The sequence below is a fragment of the Ilumatobacteraceae bacterium genome, from assembly GCA_033344875.1.
GTDB lineage: Bacteria > Actinomycetota > Acidimicrobiia > Acidimicrobiales > Ilumatobacteraceae > Ilumatobacter.
In genome coordinates this window covers 1,599,875-1,622,441 of record JAWPMO010000001.1, presented here as the reverse complement: position 1 = coordinate 1,622,441, position 22,567 = coordinate 1,599,875, and the positions used below count along the sequence as shown (strand labels likewise).

General features: G+C 68.7%; 18 protein-coding genes. 7 read left to right on the top strand and 11 right to left on the bottom strand.

Going from position 1 to position 22,567, the window contains the following annotated elements; genetic code table 11:
• Positions 1 to 21: 21 nt before the first annotated feature.
• Both R8G01_07660 and R8G01_07655 read right to left on the bottom strand, forming a co-directional pair.
• Positions 22 to 900 carry an amidohydrolase family protein gene (locus R8G01_07660; GenBank protein MDW3213854.1) on the bottom strand — a complete coding sequence of 293 codons (879 nt, stop codon included), beginning with the start codon at positions 898 to 900 and terminating at the stop codon, positions 22 to 24.
• A complete protein-coding gene (locus R8G01_07655) occupies positions 900 to 2,000 on the bottom strand; it encodes a 4-oxalomesaconate tautomerase (protein MDW3213853.1) in 1,101 nt (366 codons plus the stop codon). Before R8G01_07655 ends, R8G01_07660 begins: the two co-directional genes overlap by 1 nt.
• Here R8G01_07655 and R8G01_07650 point away from each other — a divergent pair.
• The 5 genes from R8G01_07650 to R8G01_07630 all read left to right on the top strand — a co-directional run bounded on the left by R8G01_07650 (position 1,999) and on the right by R8G01_07630 (position 8,710).
• Positions 1,999 to 2,376: a GNAT family N-acetyltransferase gene (locus tag R8G01_07650; protein MDW3213852.1), complete on the top strand. Its 378-nt coding sequence runs from the start codon at positions 1,999 to 2,001 to the stop codon at positions 2,374 to 2,376. The two genes, R8G01_07655 and R8G01_07650, sit on opposite strands and share 2 nt — an antisense overlap.
• Positions 2,377 to 2,452: 76 nt before the next feature.
• Positions 2,453 to 5,038, top strand: a complete 2,586-nt coding sequence (locus R8G01_07645) for an AMP-binding protein (protein ID MDW3213851.1) — start codon at positions 2,453 to 2,455, stop codon at positions 5,036 to 5,038.
• A gap of 9 nt (positions 5,039 to 5,047) precedes the next feature.
• Complete coding sequence (locus R8G01_07640; protein ID MDW3213850.1) at positions 5,048 to 6,064, top strand: extracellular solute-binding protein; 1,017 nt, start codon at positions 5,048 to 5,050, stop codon at positions 6,062 to 6,064.
• 7 nt (positions 6,065 to 6,071) lie between these two features.
• Positions 6,072 to 7,709 carry an iron ABC transporter permease gene (locus R8G01_07635; protein MDW3213849.1) on the top strand — a complete coding sequence of 546 codons (1,638 nt, stop codon included), beginning with the start codon at positions 6,072 to 6,074 and terminating at the stop codon, positions 7,707 to 7,709.
• Complete coding sequence (locus R8G01_07630; protein MDW3213848.1) at positions 7,706 to 8,710, top strand: ABC transporter ATP-binding protein; 1,005 nt, start codon at positions 7,706 to 7,708, stop codon at positions 8,708 to 8,710. Before R8G01_07635 ends, R8G01_07630 begins: the two co-directional genes overlap by 4 nt.
• A gap of 153 nt (positions 8,711 to 8,863) precedes the next feature.
• Here the strand turns inward: R8G01_07630 and R8G01_07625 are convergent, their stop codons facing one another.
• The 4 genes from R8G01_07625 to R8G01_07610 form a co-directional block, all read right to left on the bottom strand.
• A complete protein-coding gene (locus R8G01_07625) occupies positions 8,864 to 10,648 on the bottom strand; it encodes a glycoside hydrolase family 15 protein (protein ID MDW3213847.1) in 1,785 nt (594 codons plus the stop codon).
• Positions 10,645 to 11,994, bottom strand: coding sequence for a hypothetical protein (locus tag R8G01_07620; protein ID MDW3213846.1), 1,350 nt, complete (start codon positions 11,992 to 11,994; stop codon positions 10,645 to 10,647). The genes R8G01_07625 and R8G01_07620 overlap by 4 nt, the downstream gene beginning before the upstream one ends.
• A gap of 78 nt (positions 11,995 to 12,072) precedes the next feature.
• Entirely contained in the window at positions 12,073 to 13,071 is a 999-nt protein-coding gene (locus R8G01_07615; GenBank protein MDW3213845.1) for an aldo/keto reductase, read from the bottom strand.
• A gap of 62 nt (positions 13,072 to 13,133) precedes the next feature.
• Positions 13,134 to 14,921, bottom strand: a complete 1,788-nt coding sequence (locus R8G01_07610) for a von Willebrand factor type A domain-containing protein (protein MDW3213844.1) — start codon at positions 14,919 to 14,921, stop codon at positions 13,134 to 13,136.
• Positions 14,922 to 15,041: 120 nt separating this feature from the next.
• Here R8G01_07610 and R8G01_07605 point away from each other — a divergent pair, with 120 nt between their 5' ends.
• Positions 15,042 to 15,878 carry a DMT family transporter gene (locus R8G01_07605; protein MDW3213843.1) on the top strand — a complete coding sequence of 279 codons (837 nt, stop codon included), beginning with the start codon at positions 15,042 to 15,044 and terminating at the stop codon, positions 15,876 to 15,878.
• A 3-nt stretch (positions 15,879 to 15,881) separates the two neighbouring features.
• Here the strand turns inward: R8G01_07605 and R8G01_07600 are convergent, their stop codons facing one another.
• Together R8G01_07600 and R8G01_07595 are read right to left on the bottom strand one after the other, a co-directional pair.
• Entirely contained in the window at positions 15,882 to 16,754 is an 873-nt protein-coding gene (locus R8G01_07600) for an alpha/beta fold hydrolase (GenBank protein ID MDW3213842.1), read from the bottom strand.
• A gap of 28 nt (positions 16,755 to 16,782) precedes the next feature.
• On the bottom strand, positions 16,783 to 17,889 hold the full coding sequence (locus tag R8G01_07595) for an acyl-CoA dehydrogenase family protein (protein ID MDW3213841.1): 1,107 nt from the start codon (positions 17,887 to 17,889) through the stop codon (positions 16,783 to 16,785).
• A gap of 183 nt (positions 17,890 to 18,072) precedes the next feature.
• Between R8G01_07595 and R8G01_07590 the strand changes: the two genes are divergently transcribed.
• The gene (locus R8G01_07590) at positions 18,073 to 18,594 is read left to right on the top strand and encodes a hypothetical protein (GenBank protein ID MDW3213840.1); all 522 of its coding nucleotides are present in this window, start codon (positions 18,073 to 18,075) and stop codon (positions 18,592 to 18,594) included.
• A gap of 108 nt (positions 18,595 to 18,702) precedes the next feature.
• On the opposite strand, the gene R8G01_07585 is transcribed toward R8G01_07590, so the two are convergent.
• From R8G01_07585 to R8G01_07575, 3 genes are all read right to left on the bottom strand, one after another.
• Entirely contained in the window at positions 18,703 to 19,971 is a 1,269-nt protein-coding gene (locus R8G01_07585) for a citrate synthase (GenBank protein MDW3213839.1), read from the bottom strand.
• Positions 19,972 to 20,145: 174 nt separating this feature from the next.
• A complete protein-coding gene (locus R8G01_07580; protein MDW3213838.1) occupies positions 20,146 to 21,495 on the bottom strand; it encodes a carboxyl transferase domain-containing protein in 1,350 nt (449 codons plus the stop codon).
• A gap of 31 nt (positions 21,496 to 21,526) precedes the next feature.
• Complete coding sequence (locus tag R8G01_07575; protein ID MDW3213837.1) at positions 21,527 to 22,465, bottom strand: LysR family transcriptional regulator; 939 nt, start codon at positions 22,463 to 22,465, stop codon at positions 21,527 to 21,529.
• Positions 22,466 to 22,567 lie beyond the last annotated feature (102 nt).

Here is a 22,567-nt window from a genome sequence, read left to right as displayed (position 1 = left end):
CCGTCTCGGCGTCCACGATGTTCAGTCGAAGTCGTAGAGGGTCTCGGGGTTGGTGACGAGCACGCGCTCGCGCGTCGCCTCGTCGGGGATCAGGTCGACCAGCAGGTCGACGAGGTCGCCGTCGTCGGGCATGTGGCGCACATTGGGATGTGGCCAGTCGGTTCCCCACAGGACCCGATCGGGTGCGGCGGCGACGAGTGCTCGAGCGTACGGCACCACGTCGTCATACGGCGGCGGACCGTCGGCCGTGAGCCGTTCGGCACCCGAGATCTTGACCCAGCAGCGCTCGTCGCGCATCAGCTCGAGCAACGCCTGGAACGGTGCCTGCTCGATCCCGTCGGCCGTCGGCACGCGGGCCATGTGGTCGATCACGTAGGGGCACGGCATCCGGTCGAGCAGTTCGGCGTGGGCCGGCAGGTCCTTGGCGTCGAAGTGCAACACGATGTGCCAACCGTACGGCTGCACTCGGTCGACGAGACGCCAGAAGACGTCGAGCGCGGGAGCCCCGCCGAGATGCTGCACGAAGTTGAATCGGGTGCCGCGGACGCCGGATTCGTGCAGGCGTGCGATGTCGGCGTCGGCGAACGACTCGTCGATCATCGCCACGCCGGCGTACCGACCGCGACCCCGTTCGAGCGCATCGACCATTGCGGCGTTGTCGGTGCCGTGGCACGACGCCTGAACGAACACCGCCCGCGACAGTCCGAGCCGCGCTTGGAGCACCTCGAAGTCGTCGATGCCGGAGTCGGACGGGGTGTACGACCGGTCGGGCGAGAACGGGAACCGAGCGGCCGGACCGAACACGTGGCAGTGCGCGTCGGTGGCGTTCGGCGGCGGCGTCCAGCGACGGGGTGGATGCGGGTCCGGGTGCGGACCGGCGATGCGCTTCGGCTCGGACATCACGTGGAGCTCCTCGGGAAGGCGGTGCCGTCCATCAGCTTGCGGGCGGTGCGGATGATCCCGGCGCGCCGGACGAGCGGGATCTCGCCCGTCGTGTCGACCTCGACCGTCGCGGTGAAGGCGCCGGTCGGATGTTCGCAGATCAACACGCCGTCGTCGCCGGCGCCGGGGCGGAGCAGCTCGCCCGCAGGCGATCCGGGAAGCAGTGCCGCGGTCGCGACCGAGACGGCTCCCAACACGCCGATGGCGTCGTGGCAGCGGTGGGGGATGAAGGTGCGCGTGGAGATGTCGCCCCCGGCCGTCGGTGGCGACACCATCGTCAGCTTCGGCACGGTCGTGTCGGTGACGTCACCCAGGTTCATCAACGGACCGGCCTCGAGCCGGATCGACTCGAGGCGCCGCCGCAGGGTCTGGTCGGCTTCGAGCTCGGCGGGGGACTCCGTGCCCTCGATCCCGAGATCCCGCCCGCGGAGCACGACGACCGGCATGCCGTTGTCGATCAGCGTCACCTCGACGTCGTCGATGACGTCGACGACGTTGCCGGTCGGGAGCAGCGCGCCGCACGAACCCCCGGCGATACCTTCGAAATCGAGCTGGATCGCAGCGGCCGTTCCCGGAACGCCGTCGATCGCGGTCGACCCGTGGTAGATCGGCACGCCGTCGAGGGTCGGGAACGAGGCGGTGGCGATCGAGTCGGTGTTGACCATGAACACTCGCACCGACGTGGTCGCCTCGCCGGGGACGCCGGCGACGAGGCCACGCTCGACGGCGAAGGGTCCGACGCCCGCCAGCAGGTTGCCGCAGTTCTGCCGGTCGCTCACGCTCGGTTCATCGACGCTCACCTGCAGGAAGAGATAGTCGACGTCGGCATCGTCGCGTTCGGACCGCCGGACCACCGCCACCTTGCTGGTGAGCGGATGGGCTCCGCCGAGACCGTCGATCTGCCGGTCGTCGGGTGACCCCATGAGCCGGAGGAGGAGGTCGTCGCGGTCGGCCTTCTCGACGGGCAGATCATCGGCGAGGAAGTACGCCCCCTTCGAGGTGCCGCCGCGCATCAGCATGCACCTCACCCCGTCGTTCGTCACCAGGTCGATCGGCATGCTGACATTCTCGCGGGACGCACCGGTCGAGATCGCATCGTCCGCCGATCGGGTCGACGACGGGATCATCGGCGAAGATGGTCGGGTGGCTGATGACTTCCAGGTGACCGACGCGACCGACTCCGGGCGATTCGAACTCCGGCGCGCCGGCGAGCTCGTCGGGTTCGCGACCTACCACCAGCGTGGGGAGACGGTCGTCGTGCCGCACGTCGAGACCTTGGCGCAGCATCGCGGGCAGGGGTTCGGGGCTCGACTGATGGCCGGCGTCGTCGAGATCGTCCGGGATGACGGTCGGACGGTCGTGCCGCACTGTTCGTTCGCTGCCCGGTACTTCCGCGAACACCCGGACGACGCCGACGTCGTCCACCGCGAATGACGCCTCGGGGCGCGCGTCGAATCCGACGTATGGCACAGTTTGGAATTTGCGTTAGGCCGTCCTAACATTCAGCGCGATGCGCGCCTCGACGTCGACCGCCACGCTGTCCGGCATACTGCTCGCCGGCGCTGGCTCGCCGCATCGACCTGCCCTCGTGTCGGGTGATCGACACGTCACCTTCTCCGAGCTGGCGGCGCTGGTCGACGCTCGACGAGCCGACGTGGCCCTGCCCGCACGGTCGATCGTGACCCTGACCGGTGACCACTCGATCGAGTTCGTCGTCACCTACCTCGCGCTCATCGAGTCGGGTCACGTCCCGCTGCTCGCCGGGTCCCACGGCGACCGGCTGTCCGAGGCCTGGCCGGTGGGGGCCGTCGTCGTCGCCACCGACGAGGTGGTCGAGATCACACAGTGCGAGACGGCGCAGGTCGAACTGCACCCTGATCTCGCGATCCTGGTGAGCACATCCGGGTCGACCGGGAGCCCCAAGCTCGCCCGACTCTCGCATCGCAACCTGCTCAGCAACGCCGAGTCGATCGCCGACTACCTGCGGCTGACGCCCGACGACCGCGGCATCACCTCGCTGCCGCTCCACTATTGCTACGGCCTGTCGGTGCTGCATTCGCATCTGCTGGTGGGAGCGAGCGTCGTGCTCACCGACACATCCGTCGTCGACCCCTGTTTCCGCACCGCCCTGTTCGAGCACGGCGTCACCAACCTCGCCGGCGTGCCACACACCTACGAGATGCTCGACCGGGCGTCACCCGACGAGCTGGCCGCCTCGTCGCTGCGACTGCTCACCCAGGCGGGCGGCCGCATGGCACCCGAGGCCGTGACGAGGTGGGCCGAGCGGGTCGCCGGGTGGGGCGCCGAGTTCGTGGTGATGTACGGGCAGACCGAGGCGACCGCGCGCATCGCCTATCTGCCGCCGGAGCTGACCCTGCGTCGGCCCTCGGCGATCGGGCGACCGATCCCCGGCGGGTCGCTCGAGCTGCGCCCGGTCGACGGGCAACCCGGCGATGTCGGTGAACTCGTGTACCGCGGCGCCAACGTGATGATGGGCTACGCGGGCGAACTCGACGACCTGGCGCTCGGCCACACGCTCGACGAACTGGCGACCGGCGACCTCGCCAGGTATCACGCCGAGGACGACGTCTACGAGATCGTCGGCCGGCGATCCCGCTTCGTGAAGCCGTTCGGGCTCCGGATCGATCTCGACGAGGTCGAGTCGCAGCTCGCACCTCACACCGCCGGCGCGTTGGCGGTCGCCGGGGACGACGACCGGGTGGTGGTCTTCGCCCCGGGGTCCGACCCCGCCGAGGTCGCCGAACGGCTCTCGGCGGTGACCGGGCTGCCCGGACACTGCTGCCGGGTCCACGACCGCCCCATCCCGCGGACGGCGTCCGACAAGGTCGACCAGGCCACGATGTTGGCGACCGACGCCGGCATCGACGTCGCCGCAGCGGACGAGCAGCCCTCCACATCGACCGGTTCCGACGGGTCCGTCGCGGCGATCTTCGCGGCGGTCCTCGGCGTCGCTCGGGTCGACGACACCGACACGTTCGTCTCCCTCGGCGGCGACTCGCTGAGCTACGTCGAGTGTTCGATCCGCCTGGAAGCGACCCTCGGTCAGCTGCCGTCCGACTGGCACCTCCAACCGATCTCGACGCTCGCAGCCGCAGCGGTGCCGCGCCGCAGGTGGGCCCGACTCGACACGACGGTCGCGTTGCGGGCGATCGGCATCTGCCTCGTGGTGGCCACGCACATGCGTGTCCGCCACGTTCCCGGGGGTGCCCACACCCTGCTGGCGGTCGCCGGATACAACCTCGCCCGGTTCATGGCCCCGCTGCCGTCGCCCGGCGAGCGAATCCGCGCCGGGCTCCGCACGGCCGGGCGGGCGGCGGTCCCCACGATGGTCTGGGTCGCGGTCGGGATGACCGTGTTCGGTTCGTACAGCGTCGGCACGTTGCTGCTGGTCAACAACTACGTCGGACCCTCGTCACACGCCGACGACCACTGGCACTTCTGGTTCATCGAGGTGTTCGTCCACCTGGTGCTGCTGGCGTCGCTGCTGACGATCGTTCCGGCCGTCCGGCGCATGGATCGGCGGTTCGCCTACCTGGTCCCGCTGGCCGCCCTCGGTCTCGCCCTCGTGTTTCGCATGGAGTGGGCGTACATGGGGGAGTGGTACAACCTCCGGTTCCGCACCCACGGGGTCGCCTGGTTCTTCGCGCTCGGCTGGCTGATCCAGCGGTCGACGACGTGGTGGCAGCGGTCGCTGACGTCGATCGTCGCCCTCGCCACCGTGCTCGGCTACTTCCACACCGCAGCCCGCGAGTGGCGAATCCTGGTGTTGCTCGTCGTGCTGGTGTGGGTGCGTGAGTTGCCCGTGCCTCGCTGGTCGGTGCGGATCGTCGGCACGCTCGCCGCCGCCAGCATGTGGATCTACGTGTCGCACTTCACGATCTGGCCGCTCTATCGCCTGGTCTTCATCCGCGAGGTCTCGTACGTGCTGACGATCGTGTCGGGTGTGCTCGTGTGGTTCGTCGCGGAGCGTTCGTTAGGCTCCCTGAACAACTGGCGACAAGCATGGTCGTGGCGGCGTGCCACTCCCGAGCCCGTCGCCCGAGTCGCCAGCACCACCCCCCGATTGCAGCATTGAGGTAGCCACGTGAACAGGATCCGTCGTCCCCTTCGACTCGGTGCCGTGGCCGTCGGCGCGGTGATGACGATCACGGCGTGTTCGGGGAGCGACGGCGACACGCTCTACGTGTACAGCGGTCGTCACTACAACATCGAGAAGGCGTTCGAGCTCTACGAGGACGAGACCGGGGTCAACATCGAGTTCCTGACCGGGAACGACGGTGCGCTCCGCGAGCGCATCGAGGCCGAGGGAGAAGACACCGAGGCCGACGCCTACATCACGGTCGACGCCGGCAACCTCGCGACGGCGGCAGCCGACGGCCTGTTCCAGCCGCTCGACTCCGAGATCCTGCAGAGTGCGATCCCGGCCGAGCTGAGCGACCCCGACGGCTACTGGTACGCCCTGACGATCCGGGCTCGCACGATCGTCTACAACACCGAACTCCTCGACGAGAGCGACGTCCCCACCACGTACGAAGAACTCGCCGAACCCGAGTGGAAGGACCGGATCTGTCTCCGGAACTCCACCAACGTGTACCAGCAGTCACTGGTGGCCAGCCTGATCGCCAACCTCGGTCCCGACGAAGCGCTCCGGGTCGTCGAGGGCTGGTCCGACAACGCCGAGATCCTGAGCAACGACGTGTTGATCCTCGAGTCGCTGGCCGACGGGCTCTGCGAAGTGGGTGTGACCAACCACTACTACCTCGGCCGCATGCTCGAAGAAGACCCTGACTTCCCGGTCGGACTCGTCTGGGCCGACCAGGACGGGCGCGGTGTCCACGTCAACATCTCCGGCGGCGGCGTGACGAAGTACTCGAAGCAGCCAGAGCTCGCACGGGAGTTCCTCGAATGGTTGGCCACCGAGGGCCAGGACGTGCTCGTCAGTGCGAACCACGAGTACCCGGCCAACCCGTCGGTCCCACCCGAGCCGCTGATCACGCGTGAGTTCGGTACCGACTTCGTGCGCGACCCGCTCGATGCCTCGGTCTTCGGTGCCTTGAACGCCGACGCCGTTCGCCTGATGGACGAAGCCGGCTACGGCTGATCCCGTCGTGGCATCGACGTTCGGGAGACGCTCGGGAACCGCGGGCTGGTCGCTGTCCTCGATCGTCGCGGCTCTCCTGGTCGTCGTGCCGGTCGCGATGCTCGCCGCGAGCATCCTGCGACCCAGCCCCGATGTCTGGTCACAGCAGTGGCGGACCCGCCTGCCGGGTGAACTCGTCACGACGGCGATCCTGCTGGTCGGAGTCGCGGTCGGCACGGTCGTGCTCGGCACCGGGCTCGCCTGGCTGGTGAGCGCCTACGAGTTCCGCGGTGTTCGCACGTTCGGTTGGATGCTGATCCTCCCGTTCGCGATGCCGAGCTACATCCTCGGGTTCCTCACGTTGTCGACGTTCGGGCGGACCGGGCCGATCCAGGACACCTGGCGGTCGTGGTTCGGTCGCGATGCCTGGTTCCCCGAGGTCGAATCGCTCACCGGTGCCATCGTTGCATTCACGCTCGTGCTGTACCCGTACGTCTACCTGCTCGCTCGGGCCGCGCTGCGCGACCAGGCCGCCGGTGCGTACCACGCGGCCCGCACACTCGGTGCCGGACCGACCGAAGCAGCGCGCCGGGTCGTGCTCCCGCTGGTGCGGCCGGCGATCGCCGCCGGCGGCGCGGTCGTGATGATGGAGACGCTGACCGATTTCGCCACCGTGCAGTACTTCGGCGTCGACACGGTGTCGGTCGGCGTGTTCCGGATCTGGAACGGGACCTACGACCGCAACGCCGCCAGCGAGATCGCGACACTGGTCCTGGGGTTCGCGCTGCTCGCGATCGGACTCGAGCGGGTCGGTCGCGGGCGTGCCCGCTTCGGCCAGTCGGGTGGGGCAGCGGGCGGGATCGAACGCCGAACGCTCACCGGCTGGCGGTCCTGGGCTGCGACCGCCGTGTGCGGAGCGATCGTCGTGGCTGCGTTCGTCGGTCCGGTCGTGCAGCTGTCGGTCTGGGCCATCCGAGAACAGGCCGGCGATCGGGGCACACCGCTGCTCGACCAGTACCCGGGCTACCTCTGGCACAGTCTCCAACTGGTCTTCTACACGGTGCTGATCTGCACCGTGGTCGCGGTGACCGTCGCCAACGCGCGCCGCTTCGGTGGCCGCCGCGCCACCTCGTTGGCGAGCCGGGCGATCGCCGTCGGGTACGCGGTTCCCGGCCCGGTGGTCGGCATCGGCGTGATCCTCACGATGGTCGCCGTCGACGGCGGGCTCGAATCGATCGGCCTCGACCTGCCGGGCTTCGTGGCCACCGGATCGTTGCTGGTGCTTGTCTACGCCTATACCGTCCGGTTCTTGGCACCAGGTCTGAGCGCGGTCGAATCGGGGGTCGGACAGGTTCCCGAGGAGATGACCGCCTCGGCGCGGACGCTCGGCGCTGCCCCGCTCGAGACGGCCCGTCGCGTGCACGTGCCACTCGCGAAGGCGTCGCTGTTCTCGGCGGCCGTCCTGGTCGGCGTCGACGCGCTCAAGGAACTGCCGATCGTGCTGCTGCTCCGTCCGCTCGGCTTCGACACGCTGCCGGTCTGGGTGTTCAACCTGGCGTCGGAATCCCGCTACGAGCAGGCGGCACTCCCGGCCCTGTCGATCATCGTGGTCGCGCTGATCCCGGTGTTCCTGCTGTCCCGTCGACTCGACGGAGCCGCGCGATGACGTCGCTGCGTGTCCACGGTGTCTCCAAGCGCTTCGACGGCGTGGTCGCCGTCGACGAGGTGTCGTTCGAGCTCGGCGATCACGAACTGCTGGCCCTCGTCGGGCCGAGCGGTTGTGGCAAGTCGACCCTGCTGCGGATCCTCGCCGGTCTGCAACCGACCGAGACCGGCACCGTCGAACTCGGTGGTCGGGTGGTCGACGACGGACGTCGTCCGGTGCCTCCCGAGGGGCGCCGTGTCGGACTCGTCTTCCAGGAGCACGCCTTGTTCCCGCACCTGACGGTCGCCGGCAACATCGGGTTCGGCGTCCGCGACGGCGGCCGGACGGCCCGCGTCGCCGAGATGCTCGATCTCGTCGGGCTGGCCGGCTACGACGAGCGGTACCCGCACGAGCTGTCGGGTGGGGAACGCCAGCGGGTGGCGCTGGCCAGGGCACTCGCCCCGCGCCCGGCGCTCCTGCTGCTGGACGAGCCCTTCGCGAGCCTCGATCCGAACCTTCGGGCGCGGGTGCGCGACGACGTCGCGGCCATCCTGCGCTCCACCGCGACGCCGGCGATCATGGTGACCCACGACCAGAACGAGGCGCTGGCCGTCGGTGACCGCGTCGCGGTGATGCAGGCCGGCCGGATCGTGCAGATCGACACGCCGGAGCACGTCTTCCACGAGCCGGTCAATCGATTCGTGGCGGCGTTCATGGGCGAGGCGAGCTTCCTGCCGTGGGGCGTCGCGGCCGCCGAGATCTCGGGCATCGCCGCCATCTCCGATCCGTCGGCGATGGCGATGGTCCGGCCCGACGACGTGACGTTCTCGGTCGAGCCCGACGGGGCAGCGACGGTCGATGCCGCCGAGTTCCGTGGTTCGAGCTGGTGCTACACGTTGGGTCTGCCCTCCGGTGGCACCGTGCGGTCGCTCCAGTCGCATCTCGACCGGATCGCGATCGGGTCGCGCGTCGTGCCGTCGATGCGGGCCGGACACGTGCCCGTCGTCGTCGCCGACGACTGAGTCTCAGGTCTCCCGTGCGCCAGCCGGGCGAGCGGCGAGCCGGGAGGCACGTCGAGCGTTCGGATCGGGAACGGGATGCCGATGCCGGCACCATCGAGCGCGTGCTCGGCCGCTCGGGTCACGACGACGACCTGGTCCCGACGGTCGTGACGATCATGTCGTGCTCCCTGCTTCGAGCGTCTCGTTCAGGCTGACGGCGGCACTGATCAGCGCCAGGTGGGTGAATGCCTGGGGGAAGTTGCCGAGCAGCCGGCCGTTCGGCCCGATCTCCTCGGAGAACAGACCGGTCGGCGTGGCGTACGTCAGGAGTCGGTCGAAGTGGCGGCGGGCCTCCTCGACCCGACCGCTCCGGCTCATCGCCTCGACGTACCAGAACGAGCAGATCGTGAACGAGCCTTCGTCCCCGTCGAGCCCGTCGTCGGTGACGGACGGGTCGTACCGGTCGACCAGCGGGCCGTGCGCCAACCCGTTGCCGATGGCGTCGAGCGTGGTGCGCCACATCGGATCGGTGGGGGCGATGAACTTGACCAGCGGCATCAGCAGGATCGAGGCGTCGAGGGTCTCGCCGTCGAGCGTCTGGGTGAAGGCCTGCAGGTCGTCGGAGAAGCCTCGGTCGACGAGCGTGGCGTGCATCTCGTCGCGGGCGCGTTGCCAGGTGACCAGATCACCGGGTCTGCCGCGGCGACGGGCCATGCGCATCGCCCGTTCGACGGCGACCCAGCACATGAGGAGTGACGACGTGTAACGACGGGGGCCACTGCGAGCCTCCCACATGCCGTCGTCGGGCTCGTCCCAGTGATCGACCACCCAGTCGACGAGGGTGCGCACGTGACGCCAGGTCGCGATGCTGACGCCGTCGCTCTGCTTGTCGGCGATGTACACCGAGTCGATCAGTTCGCCGTAGATGTCGAGCTGTGCCTGGCTGCTGGCGGCGTTGCCGATGCGGACCGGGCGGCTGTCGGCGTAGCCGCTCCAATGGTCGAGATTCGTCTCGCCCAGGTCGTCGTTGCCGTCGAGGTCGTAGAGCGGCGAGAGCGGCGGGCGGTCGGTCGCTGTACATCGGTCGGCGCAGGCCTCGAGGCGGTCGGTGAGCCACTCGGTGAACGCCGCTGCTTCCGACGTGTAGCCGAGCTCGAGGAAGGCGTACAGGGTGAACGCAGCGTCGCGGATCCAGACGTACCGGTAGTCCCAGTTGCGCTCGCCGCCGGCCACCTCGGGCAGGCTGGTGGTCCCGGCCGCGATCAGCCCACCGGTCTCGATCGACGTGAGGAGCTTCAAGACGAGCGCCGAGCGTTCGACCGCTTCGCGCCAGCGGCCGCGGTATGTGCTCTGGGCGGTCCAGAGTTGCCAGTAGTCGACGGTGTCGTCGATGACGGTGCCGACGTCGAGTGCCGTGTGACCGTCGGCACCCAGCGTGAACCAGGCGCTCTCGCCCTCACCCAACTCGCACTCGCCTCGCACGGTGTCGCCGTCGATCGCGAGCTCCACGGAAGCGGTGGCGACCAGCGGTGGTACCTCGCCGACGTCGATCCGGATCTCGCCGTCGCGTTCGGAGAAGCGTGCGTCGGCCCGGCCGTAGTCGGGCCGGACGATCATCGTGCTCCGGAGAGCGACGGTGCCGCGAACACAGCGTGCTCTGCGGATGACCAACCGTGTGTCGCCGACCGCCATCAGGTCGTCGATTTCCAAGACGCCGGTTTCGGTGTGCATCCGGGTGACGAGGACGTTCGTGCCCGACAGGTACACGTGCCGATGAGCGACCACGGTCTCGGTCGGCTCGATCTGCCAGTGTCCGCCGTCGTCGTCGAGTAGCCGGCCGAACACCGACGGGGAGTCGAATCGGGGCCAGCACCACCAGTCGAGGCTCCCGCCGTCGTCGACCAGGCCGAGTGTGCGCATGTCGCCGATCGCGGCGTACCGCTCGAGGTCGGTGCTCATGCGTCGAACGGAGACGCGGACGGCCCGGACGAGCCCGGTTCGTACTCGCGCAGTGGAGGCGGGTCGGCGAGCAGTGGGTCGAGCACGCGCCACGCTTCGACGATGCCGTCGATCTGGGCGAAGTGCCGGGTCTCGCCGCGCATCGCATTGTCGAACATGACCGCGTAGTCGCCGAGTTCGCCGTGATCGGCGGGTCCGCAGGCGATCACGCTGGTCGGCTTCGGTTCGTGTGTCTCGGAGTCCATGACGTCGAGATCGATCGACAGCGAGGCCGCAGGCTTGACCGAGAACCTGACGCGATTGCCGTGGTTCGAGTGATGAGGCGACGTGTTCCGGAGGTGGAAGATCGCCTCGGTTCGGTCTTCTCGCAGACGCTTGCCCGTTCGTACCGAGACGGGGACACCTCGCCAGCGGTCGTTGTCGATCGACAACGACAGCCAGACGAAGGTCTCGACGTCGGAGTCGTCGGCGACATCGTCGAGATCGCGATATCCGAGGTATTGGCCGAGCACGGCGTCGGTCGGCCGGACCGGCTCGATGGCGGCGAGCAGATCGCGACGGGCACGATGATGTGCCTCGTCGCTGTCGTCGACCGGGGGTTCCATCGTGACCATCGCCAGCATCTGCAGGAGGTGGTTCTGGACGACGTCCTGGATGGCGCCGACACCTTCGTAGAACGAGCCTCGGCCGTCGACGCCGCCCGACTCGTGCATGATGACGTCGATCGCGTCGACGTGGGTCGCGTCGAGCGAGTTGTGGAGCAGCGGGTTCACCGCTCGCACGATCAACATGTTCTCGATCGCGGCCTTGGCGAGGAAGTGGTCGACGATGAACAGCCGGTCGGGCGCGATCGAGTTCGTGATCTCGGCGTAGAGGGCGCGGGCGGCGTCGGCCCCGTCGCCGAACGGCTTCTCGACGACCAGGCGGGTGGTGTCCGGCAGATCGGCGGCGGCGATCCCCGAGGCGACCGAGCCGAACAGATCCGGCGGCAGGGCGGCGTACACGAGGGGACGCCGCCGTCCTTCCAGCCGCTCGGCCATCTCGTCGTACACCGCCTGTTCGGTGGAGTCGCCGGCGAGATAGGTGAGGTCGACGGACCGGGCGACGTCCGGGTCGACGTCGCCTCCGCCCGCCGGCTCGTGGTCGTCGAGTACGTCCTCGAACATCTCGCGGAGCTCGCCGTCGGTGTGGTCGGACCGTCCGACGCCGATCACGGGGCCATCGAGGCGGTCGTCGGCGGCCAGTTCGTAGATCGCAGGGAACAACTTCTTGCGACCCAGGTCGCCGGTCAGGCCGAGCATCACCAGCGCGTCGGATCGTTCGGTTCGTTCGGTGTGATCGGGCACGGGCGACCGGTACCCGGTTGCGTGCGTGCTCAATCAAACGCCCCGATCGAGACCGATCGACACCGGTCGGTGCGTGGGTCAGCGGTCGTGGTCACCCTGGCGGTAGACCGCCGTCAGCTCGTCGAGCTGTCGCTTGACCTCCGGATCGATCGGCGTCTCCACGGCGGCGACCGACGCGGCGAGCTGTTCGGGTCGGCTGGCGCCGACGATCGGCGCGGTGATCGTCGGGTTGGCCAGCACCCATTGGATCGCCAGTGTGGTCATCGGGGTGGCGGCGTCTTCGGCGACGGCGCGGATCGCTTCGACCGACTCGAACATGCGGTCGTGCCAGTAGCGGCCCTGGTAGAGATCTTGCGACCGCCCGAGCGTGAACCGGGTGCCCTCGGTCGGAGCGCCCGGGCGATGCTTGCCGGTGAGCATGCCTGCGGCGAGCGGGTTGTACGGAATGACCGCGATGCCTTCCTCGGAGCAGAGCGGGAACAGCTCGCGCTCGTTCTCCCGGAACAGCATGTTGTAGCGGGGTTGCACGCTCTCGAACCGCACGATGTCGTGGAGTTCGCTGCGCCCGATCGCCCTGGCGAGCTGGTACGCCAACGTGTTGGAGCACCCGATGTATCGAACCTTGCCCGATCGCACGAGGTCGTCCATCGCCCGGAGGGTCTCGTCGATGTGGACGTCGGGATCGTAGAAGTGGATCTGGTAGAGGTCGATGTAGTCGGTGTCGAGTCGGCGCAGTGAGGCATCGACCGCCCGCATGATGTTCTTCCGGCCGTTGCCGCGGTCCCACGGTTGCGGGCCGCTGTGACCGAAGCACTTGGTGCCGAGCACGATGTCGTCACGGGTGCGCTCGCCCCGGGACATCCAGCGGCCCATGATCTCCTCGGTGCGACCGATAATCTCGCTCGGGCCACCGATCGGGTAGACGTCGGCCGTGTCGAAGAACGTGATGCCGGCGTCGTAGGCGGCGTCCATGATGGCGAACGAGGTGTCGTCGTCGCACTGGAAACCGAATGTCATGGTGCCGAGGCAGAGTCTCGACACGTGCAGGCCGGTACGGCCGAATCGAACATGCTCCATGCTTCGACCGTACAAGTCCGTGCGGGCGACCCGGACATCGGATCGCCCGCACGGTCACGATGTCAGCGGAGTTCGGCGGCCCGCTCGATCAGGTCGGCGAGATCGTCGATCTCGCGGTCGTCCAGGTCGTCGGCGAGACGGTCGACCTCGTCGACCAGGTCGTCGATGTCGACATCGCCGGCGTACGGGTTCTCGCGCATGATCTCGGCGAACACGGCCACGACGGTGGCGAGCTGGAAGTCGAGCTCGGTGTCGCCCCAACGCTCCTCGATGTCACGGAGATCGATGTCCTCGTCGATCTCGACGACCTCGCCGTCGTCGGGGTCCTCCCACCGCAGGAAGACCTCGCCGATGTCGCCGCGGTCGTCGAGCGTCACGCCACGCCGGAGCTCGACGTCGTAGAGGGCGGTGACCTGGTGCCCCGAACCGAGTTCGCCGGCGTCGATGTCGTCGTTGCGGAAGTCGCGGTCGAGCACGCCCCGGTTCTCGAATCCGATCAGCCGGTACGAGTCGACGATCTCCGGGTCGAAGACGACCTGGATCTTGGCGTCCTTGGCGATCGTCAGCAGTGTCGAGGTCAGCTCGTCCTCGAACAGACGCTCCGCCTCGTCCTCGGTGTCGACATAGGCGTAGAAGCCGTCGCCCTGGTCGGCCAGCTGCTCCATCGTCACGTCGTTGAAGTTGCCCATGCCGAAGCCGACGGTGACCAGGTTGATGCCGCGGTCGGCGTCGTCCCGGATCATTCGGGCGAGTTGGTCGGGGTCGGTCACACCGACGTTGGCGACGCCGTCGGACGCGAGGACCACGCGGTTGATACCGCCCCGGCGGAACGCGTCGTCGGCCAGTGCGTATCCTTGGCGGAGCCCGGCCTCGAGGTTGGTCGAACCACCCGGGCGAAGTCGTTCGATGGCATCGAGGATCTCGCCGCGATCACGAACGCTCGTCGGTTCGAGGACGACGCCCGAATTGTCGTCGTAGGTGACGATCGCGACCGTGTCGTCGTCGTCGAGTTCGTCGACGAGGATCGAGAGCGACTCCTTGACGAGGCCGAGGCGGTCGTCACGGTCCATCGAGCCCGACGTGTCGATGACGAACGTGAGTGCGGCGGCACCGCGGTCGCGGTCGTCGACGATCTCGCCCTGCACGCCGATGCGGACCAGGACGTTGTCGTCGTCGAAGGGGGAGGGGCCACCGTCGACGGTCAGCTCGAGGCCGTCGCGAGGTGCGTCGTAGTCGTACTCGAACGCATTGACGTACTCCTCGGGCCGGACCGACTCACGCGGCGGGAGCGTGCCCTCGGCCAGCCAGCGGCGAGCGATCGAGAACGATCCGGTGTCGACGTCGAGCGCGAACGTCGATTCGGGGTCGTCGGCTGCGTCGACGAAGTCGCGGTACCCGTAGTCCTCGAAGGTGTTGCCCTCGGTGCGGTCGGCATCCAGATCGTCTGCGGGCTCCGCTGCACCGAACAGGCCTCCCTCCGCGTCCCGGCTGCCCCGCTCCGGGGCACCTGCCGTGGCAGCACCGTCGGAGGACGTGTCCCCGTTCGCCGGCTCGAAGGTGGTCTCGTCATTCGCGTCACCTGCGTCGTCGCTGCTCACCGGTGCTTCGGCCGTCGACTTGTCGGCGAACTCCGACTCGTCGTCGCCGCCCCCTTCCTCCACGGTGTCGTCGCCGCCGTCCCGGTCGTCGCGACCCTCGTCGTTCGTGTCGAAGATGCCTCCCACATCGCTCGACTGCTCGCCGGCCGATCCGGGCGGACCGGCGTCGTCGTCCCCTCCACTGCATCCGGTGAGGAGCACCCCCACGGCCGCCAGGGCGGCCATCGACCTGTTCACGTTGCTGCGCTTCATGCGGGTCTGACGCCCGGCGCAGGGATGCAGTTCCCCGACGGATGTGTCGACCTGGTGACGGGCCCTCGCAAACGGCGTCGTCGTTCGGGCGTCCGGGCTGCTACACACGGCGCGGTGGCGATGCTGTTGGCGCTCGGATCAGGTCTGGTGTACGGCGTCTCCGACTACGTCGGTGGGCGGGTCAGCCGACGTTTCGCGCCGATCGTCGTCACGTTGATCGCGGAGCTCAGCCTGTTCGGCATCATGATCGTGGTGGTTCCGTTGGCCGAGTCGGCGGGACCGACATCGGCCGCGGTGTGGTGGGGTGTGGTCGGCGGCTTGGCGGGGAGTTCGGGTGTGCTGGGTCTGTACCTGGCGCTGTCCCGCGGCAACATGACGGTGGTCGCTCCGATCACGGGCGTCGTGGCCGCAGCCGTCCCGGTGCTGGTCGGTCTCGGTCTCGGTGAGCGCCCGAGTGTTCTGGCGAGCGTCGGGATCGTGGCTGCGCTCGTCGCCGTCCTGCTGATCGGCGGCATCGGCGCCGCGTCGAACGTCGAGCCGGCCACCGTGCTGCTCGCCGCAGTGGTCGGCGCTGCGTTCGGCATGCTGTTCGTGGCGTACTCCCGGGCCGGGGACGAGGCCGGGCTGTGGCCGCTGCTGACCAGTCGGTTCGCTGCCACCCCGCTGCTGATCGTCGCACTGGCGACGATGCGGCGTCGCGACCCGAGCATCCGCCTGCAGCGGTCGGCGCTGGCGCCGGGGGCGATCATCGGTCTGCTCGTCGGGCTCGCCAACGGGTTGTACCTGCTCGCGGCGCAGCGCGGCATGCTGACCGTGGTCGCCGTGCTCGTCTCGCTCTATCCGGCGAGCACCGTGGTGCTGGCGTCGGTCCTCGACGGCGAACGTGCGAGCCGCTCGCAGCTGTTCGGAATGGCGCTCGCGGTCGGGGCCGTCACCATGATCACCGTCGGAGCGTGACGGTCAGCCCAGGCAGGCGACGAGTTCGTCGGCGACCGTCGCGGCGCCGGCCTCGCCGAGCAGGATCGAGTAGTGGTTGGTGGCGGGCACCCTGCGCCACCGGTGTTGTTCGAGGCGGGCGACGACGTCGTCGTCGACCAGGGGCGGCGGACCGTTGTCGAGGCCGGTCTCGGCCACGACGATCCGGGTGCGACGCCGTCGTTCGAGCATCGTGCGGAGCTCGGTGTCGACGAGCAGCTCGACGCCGTCGGTGCGGACCCCGGTCTCGCTGACCCGGCTGCGGAAGCCGCCGTCGCACTCGACGAGATCGCTCAGGGCGTAGCGCTCGACCTCCGGGTTCATCATGTCGGCGAAGGCGGGGTGTTCGGTCCATCGGGAGCGGTAGGCGACCCGGTCGGTCCAGACCCGACCGAGTCGTCCGAGCGCCGGGCCGAGCAGCTCGCGCAGACGTTCCTCGGGGTCGCCGCCGTCGGGTGCGGGGATCGGGCTGCCGCCGTCGACCAGCACGACGTCACGGACGTCGGCAGGATGTCGCTCCGCCGCGGCCAGCGCCACGAAGGCACCGAGGCCGTGGCCCGCGATGACGGCCGGCGACGCATTGAGGCGGCGGATGATCGCCGCTACGTCGTCGGCATGCTGCCGTACCCCGAAGGGACCGTCGATGTGGTGGCTGAAGCCGCGTCCGCGCAGGTCGACGGCGACGAGCGCGGCTCGACCTTCGAGATGACGGGCGACCGCCGCCCAGCTCCAGGCGTTGCCGCTGAAGTCGTGCACGGCGAACACGACCGGTGCGCCCGGGCGCGTGTGCCAACGAACGACGCCGAGTGCGGCGTCGCCCACGTCGATGTTCACCACCTCGGGCGGGAACGAACTCACCGTGCCCCCATGTGGGCACGGTATCGCTTCAGCGGGGCTCTCGGGGGAGACCGAGGACGCGCTCGCCGAGGATGTTGCGCATGATGTCGGACGTGCCGCCCATGATCGTGTAGCCCGGTGCGTAGAGCAGGCCGTGCACGACGTCGCTCCAGACCGTTGCCTCGGCGCCGAAGACGCGTCCGACGAACTCGGCGACCCGCCACTCGTGTTCGGTGCAGAAACACTTGGTCGCGGCGGAGAACCCGCGGGGTGCCTGCTTGAGAACCTCCCGGGTGACGAGGATCCGGCCGAGCCGGTAGCCGGTTTCGAGCGCAGCGATCTCCTGACGGATGCGCGGGTCGGCGGTGTCGGCCCGCTCCACCGCCATGCGGAACAGCGCCTCGTTGCTGACGAGCCGGTCGATGCCGCCGCGCTCGTGCTCGAGCTGCGTCATGGTCTGCTTGAAGGCGTTGCCCTCGACGCCGACCAGGTTGGTGACCGGGACCCGCACGTCGGTGAAGAAGACCTCGGAGAAGTGCTGGTTCGTGGTCATGTCCTTGATCGGTCGTGCCTCGACACCGGGGGTGTCCATCGGCACGATGATCTCGCTGATGCCCTGGTGCGGCGGGCCCTCGTTCGTGGTGCGACAGATCACGTAGCAGTAGTCGGCGACGAGCCCGAAGCTGGTCCAGATCTTCTGACCGTTGATGACGTACTCGTCACCGTCGCGCACCGCTTGCGTCGTGAGGCCGGCGAGGTCGCTGCCGGCATTGGGTTCGGACATGCCGATGCACCAGGTGGTCTCGCCCGCCAACATGCCCGGCAGGAACGCCTCCTGTTGGTCGGGGCGACCGTACGAGATCAGCGACGGCCCCATCTGGCGGTCGGCGAACCACATCGCGGCGATCGGCGCGCCGGCGGCGATGAGTTCTTCTCCGATGATGAGGCGATCGATCGGTGGACGGCCGCCACCGCCGAACTCGACCGGCCAGGTGAGGCCGATCCAACCCAGTTCGGCCATCTCGACGGCGAACTCCTTGCTGAAGCCGTTGATCCACGAGTCGTTGTGGCGGCCGAAGCGCTCGACGGCCGATCGGGCCACCTCACACGCCTGCTCGCGGAGCTCGATCTGTTCGTCGGTCCAGCTGAAATCCATCGTCGACGATCGTACGGGCTGCCACACCACCGAGTGCAACCCGCACCTGAAGTCACTCAGAGTGGTCGTATTGACGACTGGGGTGGCGAACGGGTACGGTGAGCATTCGTTCTTGAGGGGAACCCTATGGTGATCTTGAATTTCGACCGGACGCAGGTGGCGGGCGTTCGTACGCTGTTCTCCATGACACGGCGGAACTCTGCTCGGAAGCGGTACGGGGCGTTGGCGATCGCCGTCGCGATGTGCGGCGTCGTCCCCGCAGGTTCCGTCTGGGCCGACGAACCGGCCGACGAGCCGACCACGTCCGACGACGAGGTCGCACCGTCCGAGCCGGCCGACGAGCCGGCCCCCGAGACCGGTGAGGTCGACGGAACGACCGTCGCCGTCGGTGCCCCGCCGCCGCCCCCCGCTCCCGCCGAGCCCGAGGTCGCGGTCGGTCAGCCCCCGGTGCCGCCCACGGCCCAGGAGCCCGAGGTCGCGGTCGGGCAGCCCCCGGTGCCGCCGGCGGCCCAGGAGCCCGAGGTCGCGGTCGGTCAGCCCCCGGTGCCGCCCACGGCCCAGGAGCCCGAGGTCGCCGTGGGATCGCCGCCGGTGCCCGCTGCGCCGGCCAGGCCCCAGGTCGCCGTCGCGCAACCCCCGGTGCCGCCCGCCGCCCTGCTCGAAACGGTCAGCGCGGCGCTCGACCTGGTCGCCGACTGCCTCTGACCCGAGCCGTCGATCGGTTCCGAACGGCAAACGCCGCCGGGTCGAACATCGACCCGACGGCGCTCGGTGGTGATGGAACGGCGCTGATGACGCAGCGAGCGTCTCGACTCAGCGAGCGTCGATCGCGACGTAATCTCGTTCGTCGACGCCGGCGTACCACTGCCGGGGACGAGAGATCTTCTGTGCCGGGTCGTTGAGCAGTTCCTGCCAGTGCGCCAGCCAGCCGACGGTGCGCGGGATGGCGAACAGCACCGTGAACATGTCGACGGGGAAGCCGAGGGCCTGGTAGATGAGGCCCGAGTAGAAGTCGACGTTCGGGTACAGCTTGCGGTCGACGAAGTACGGGTCTTGCAGCGCGACCTCTTCGAGGGCCAACGCGATGTCGAGCAGCGGGTTCTTGCCGGTGACCTCGAAGACGTCGTAGGCGGCCTTCTTGATGATGGTGGCGCGCGGGTCGTAGTTCTTGTACACGCGGTGGCCGAAGCCCATGAGGCGGCCCTCGCCGTTCTTCACCGATTCGATGAAGGCGGGCACGTTGTCCTTGTGGCCGATGTCGGCCAGCATCCGCACGACCGCCTCGTTGGCGCCACCGTGCAGCGGGCCGTAGAGCGCGCTCGCCGCCGCGGCAGCGGACGAGTAGGGATCGGTCTGGCTGGAACCGACGACGCGCATCGCGGTGGTGCCGCAGTTCTGCTCGTGGTCGGCGTGGAGGATGAACAGGATGTCCATCGCCCGCTCGAGTCGAGGGTCGACCTCGTAACGCGGACCGATCTTCCACATCATGTTGAGGAAGTTCGCCGGGTAGGACAAGTCGTTGTCCGGGTAGTTGAACGGCAGGCCGACCGAGAAGCGGTACGCCATCGCGGCGAGCGTCGGAGTCTTGCCGATCAGGCGGACGATCTGGCGATGCCGGGCGTCGGGGTCGTGGACGTCTTTGGCGCCTTCGTAGAACGTGCCGAGCGCCGCCAGCGACGAGACGAACATGCCCATCGGGTGGGCGTCGTAGTGGAAACCGTCGACGAACCGCTTGCGCATGTTCTCGTGGATGAACGTGTGATGGGTGATCTCGTGGGTCCACGCGTCGAGCTGCTCGGTCGTCGGCAGCTCGCCGTTGACGAGGAGGTACGCCACTTCGAGGTAGGTCGACTTCTCGGCGAGCTGCTCGATCGGGTAGCCGCGATAGCGGAGTACGCCGTTGGCGCCGTCGAGATACGTGATCTCGGACTTGCACGCCGCCGTCGACATGTAGGCCGGGTCGTACATGAACAGTGACGGGTCGAGCTCGCGCAGCGCGCTGGAGGGGAACACCCCGCCCTCGATCGGGACGGTGACCGTCTTCCCGGTCCGGTCGTCGGTGATGGTAATGGTCTCGGGCACGTTGCTTCCTTCGTGTCACGCTCGAATGGGACAGGGGCTTGCTCCCCGAGGATCCAATGTATCGGTCGGACCACCTCCGCCTTCAACGAGACGGACGACGTTGATCGGATCAACGTCGCCGACCGTCCGACGTGCCGCCCGAACCCGTGCGCAGCACCCCACGGCGCCGCGCTGTCACAGCGGCGTGTTGCCGTGTTTGCGGCGGGGGAGGCGCTCGCGCTTGTTGGCGAGCATCTCGAGTGCGCCGGCGATCTCGCGTCGCGTGTCGGCCGGGTCGATGACCGCGTCGACGTAGCCGCGCTCGGCGGCGACGTAGGGGTTGAGGAGCCGTTCGGCGTAGTCGACCTCGAACGCGGCGCGCTCCTCGTCGGTGGCCCGCCGCTGGAGGATGGCGGCGGCCTGGCCGGCGCCCATCACGGCGAGTTCGGCCCACGGCCACGCGAGGCACACGTCGTTCCCCATCGTCTTGGAGTCCATGACGATGAACGCGCCGCCGTAGCTCTTGCGCAGGATCACGCACACACGGGGCACGGTCGCTCGGCCGTATGCGTAGACGAGCTGCGCCCCGTGGCGGATCATGCCCCGCCACTCGAGGTCCTTGCCCGGGTAGAAGCCGGGGGTGTCCACCAGCGTGATCAGCGGGAGGTTGAAGGCGTCGCAGAACGCGACAAATCGAGCCGCCTTCTGCGAGGCGGGGATGTCGAGCGTCCCCGCCAGGTTCATCGGCTGGTTGGCGACGATGCCGACCGGTTGCCCGGCCACCGTCGCGAACGCGGTGACGACGTTGCCGGCCCATCGTGAGCGGAGTTCGAGCAGCGAGTCCTCGTCGACGATCGCCTCGGCCACCTGACGAACGTCGTAGCTGCCGGTCGACGATTCGGGGATCAGTTCGCCGGCCTCGGGGCAGCGACGTTCGATCGGGTCGGAGGTGGGGGAGAACGGTGGTTCCTCGTCGGCGTGATCGGGCACGTAGGTCAGGAGTTGTTCGATCAGCTCGGCGCCGGCCTCGCGGTCGGCCACGATCGCGATCGGCAGACCGGCGTTGCGTTCGAGCGAGGCTGCGGAGCCGAGCTCGTCCTTCGAGATCTCGATGCCGGTGATCTGCTTCACCATGACCGGGCCGTTGACGAACGCGTACGCGGTGTTCGTCATGATCGTGAAGTCGACGAGGCCGAGGAGGAGCGCGGGGCCCGACACGGCCGGGCCGTCGACGATCGCGAACGTCGGCACCCTGCCGGAACAGCGGGTGAGGGCTCGAGCGACGCGTCCCCAGCCGTCGAGTGCGGCGATGCCCTCGCCGATGTCGGCGCCGGCGGAGTTGATCACCATGACGAAGGGGATCTGTTCCTCGAGGGCGGTCATCGCGGCGCGTTCCCAGGTCTGGGTCATCGCCTGTGTGAGCGGCGCAGCGGGTTCGACGGCGTCGAACTCGACCCATGACACCCGGCGATCGTCGATCACGCGGACCTGTGCGGAGATCGGCCCGGGAAGCCCGGCCGCAACGTTCAGTTCATCGAGCGACATCGTCGCGGACACTAGACGCTCGCGTGGGCGCTCACGCGTTGCGGTGCAGCGGGAACGTGTCGGTGGTGAGGTGGACGCCGGGTTGGTCGTCGGCGTGAGCGTGCACGACCTCGTTCAGGATCAGGGCGACTGCATTGGTCGCGGCGCTCGGGCCCGGCCGACGTCGACGGGTCCATGCAACGACACGGCGGGGGAGTTCGGGCACCATCACCCGCTTGAAGTCGCCCTCGATCTGCTTGGGGGCTGCGGTGGCGGGCACGATGGCGGCGCCGTACGCATCGAACGCGAGCGATGCCAGCAGCCGGACACCGTCGATCTCGGCTTGGGCGCGCAGCGTCACGTCGACGCTGCCGGCGGCCCGATCGAGCACGCGACGCAGTGCGGCGCCCTTGGGTGGGAGCAGGAGCGGTACCTCTTCGAGTTCGCGCAGCGACATGTGGTCGCGTTCGGCGAGCGGGTGCGACGAATGGACCAGGAGGATCAGGTCTTCCGCGAAGAGTGGCTCGACGATCAACTCCGGGTCGTCGATGGGGAGGTGGATGATCGCCGCGTTGAGTTGCCCGGAGAGCACGCCGGGAACGATCGTCGTCGTGCTGCCCTCGCTGACGATCGGATGGACGCGGGGGTGTCGGTCGGCGACGGCCCCGAGCAGCTGGGGCATCAGCCAGCGGGCGGTGGTGCCGATCACGCCGATGCGGGCATCGCCCGAGACGTCGGAGTCGAGCGAGGCGATGTCGGCGGAGATGTCGTCGATCTCGTGGAGCACCCGTCGGGCCCGCTCGACGACCCGCTCGCCCTCGTCGGTCAGGCCGCCGTGGGCGCGGTCGACGAGCGTGACTCCCAGTTCACGTTCGAGCTTGGCGACGTGGCCGGAGACGTTGGACTGGACGGTGTAGAGCGCCCGCGCCGCTGCGGAGAAGGTGCCGTGATCGGCGACCGCCACGATGGCCGAGAGCTGTCGAACATCCACACGCCGAGGGTATCACGAAAACAGATGTGAAGTATCGGAGAGTTCTACTTGTCAGATGCTTGGAAGTGCGTGCATACTTTCACAAACAGAACGACGCGAGAA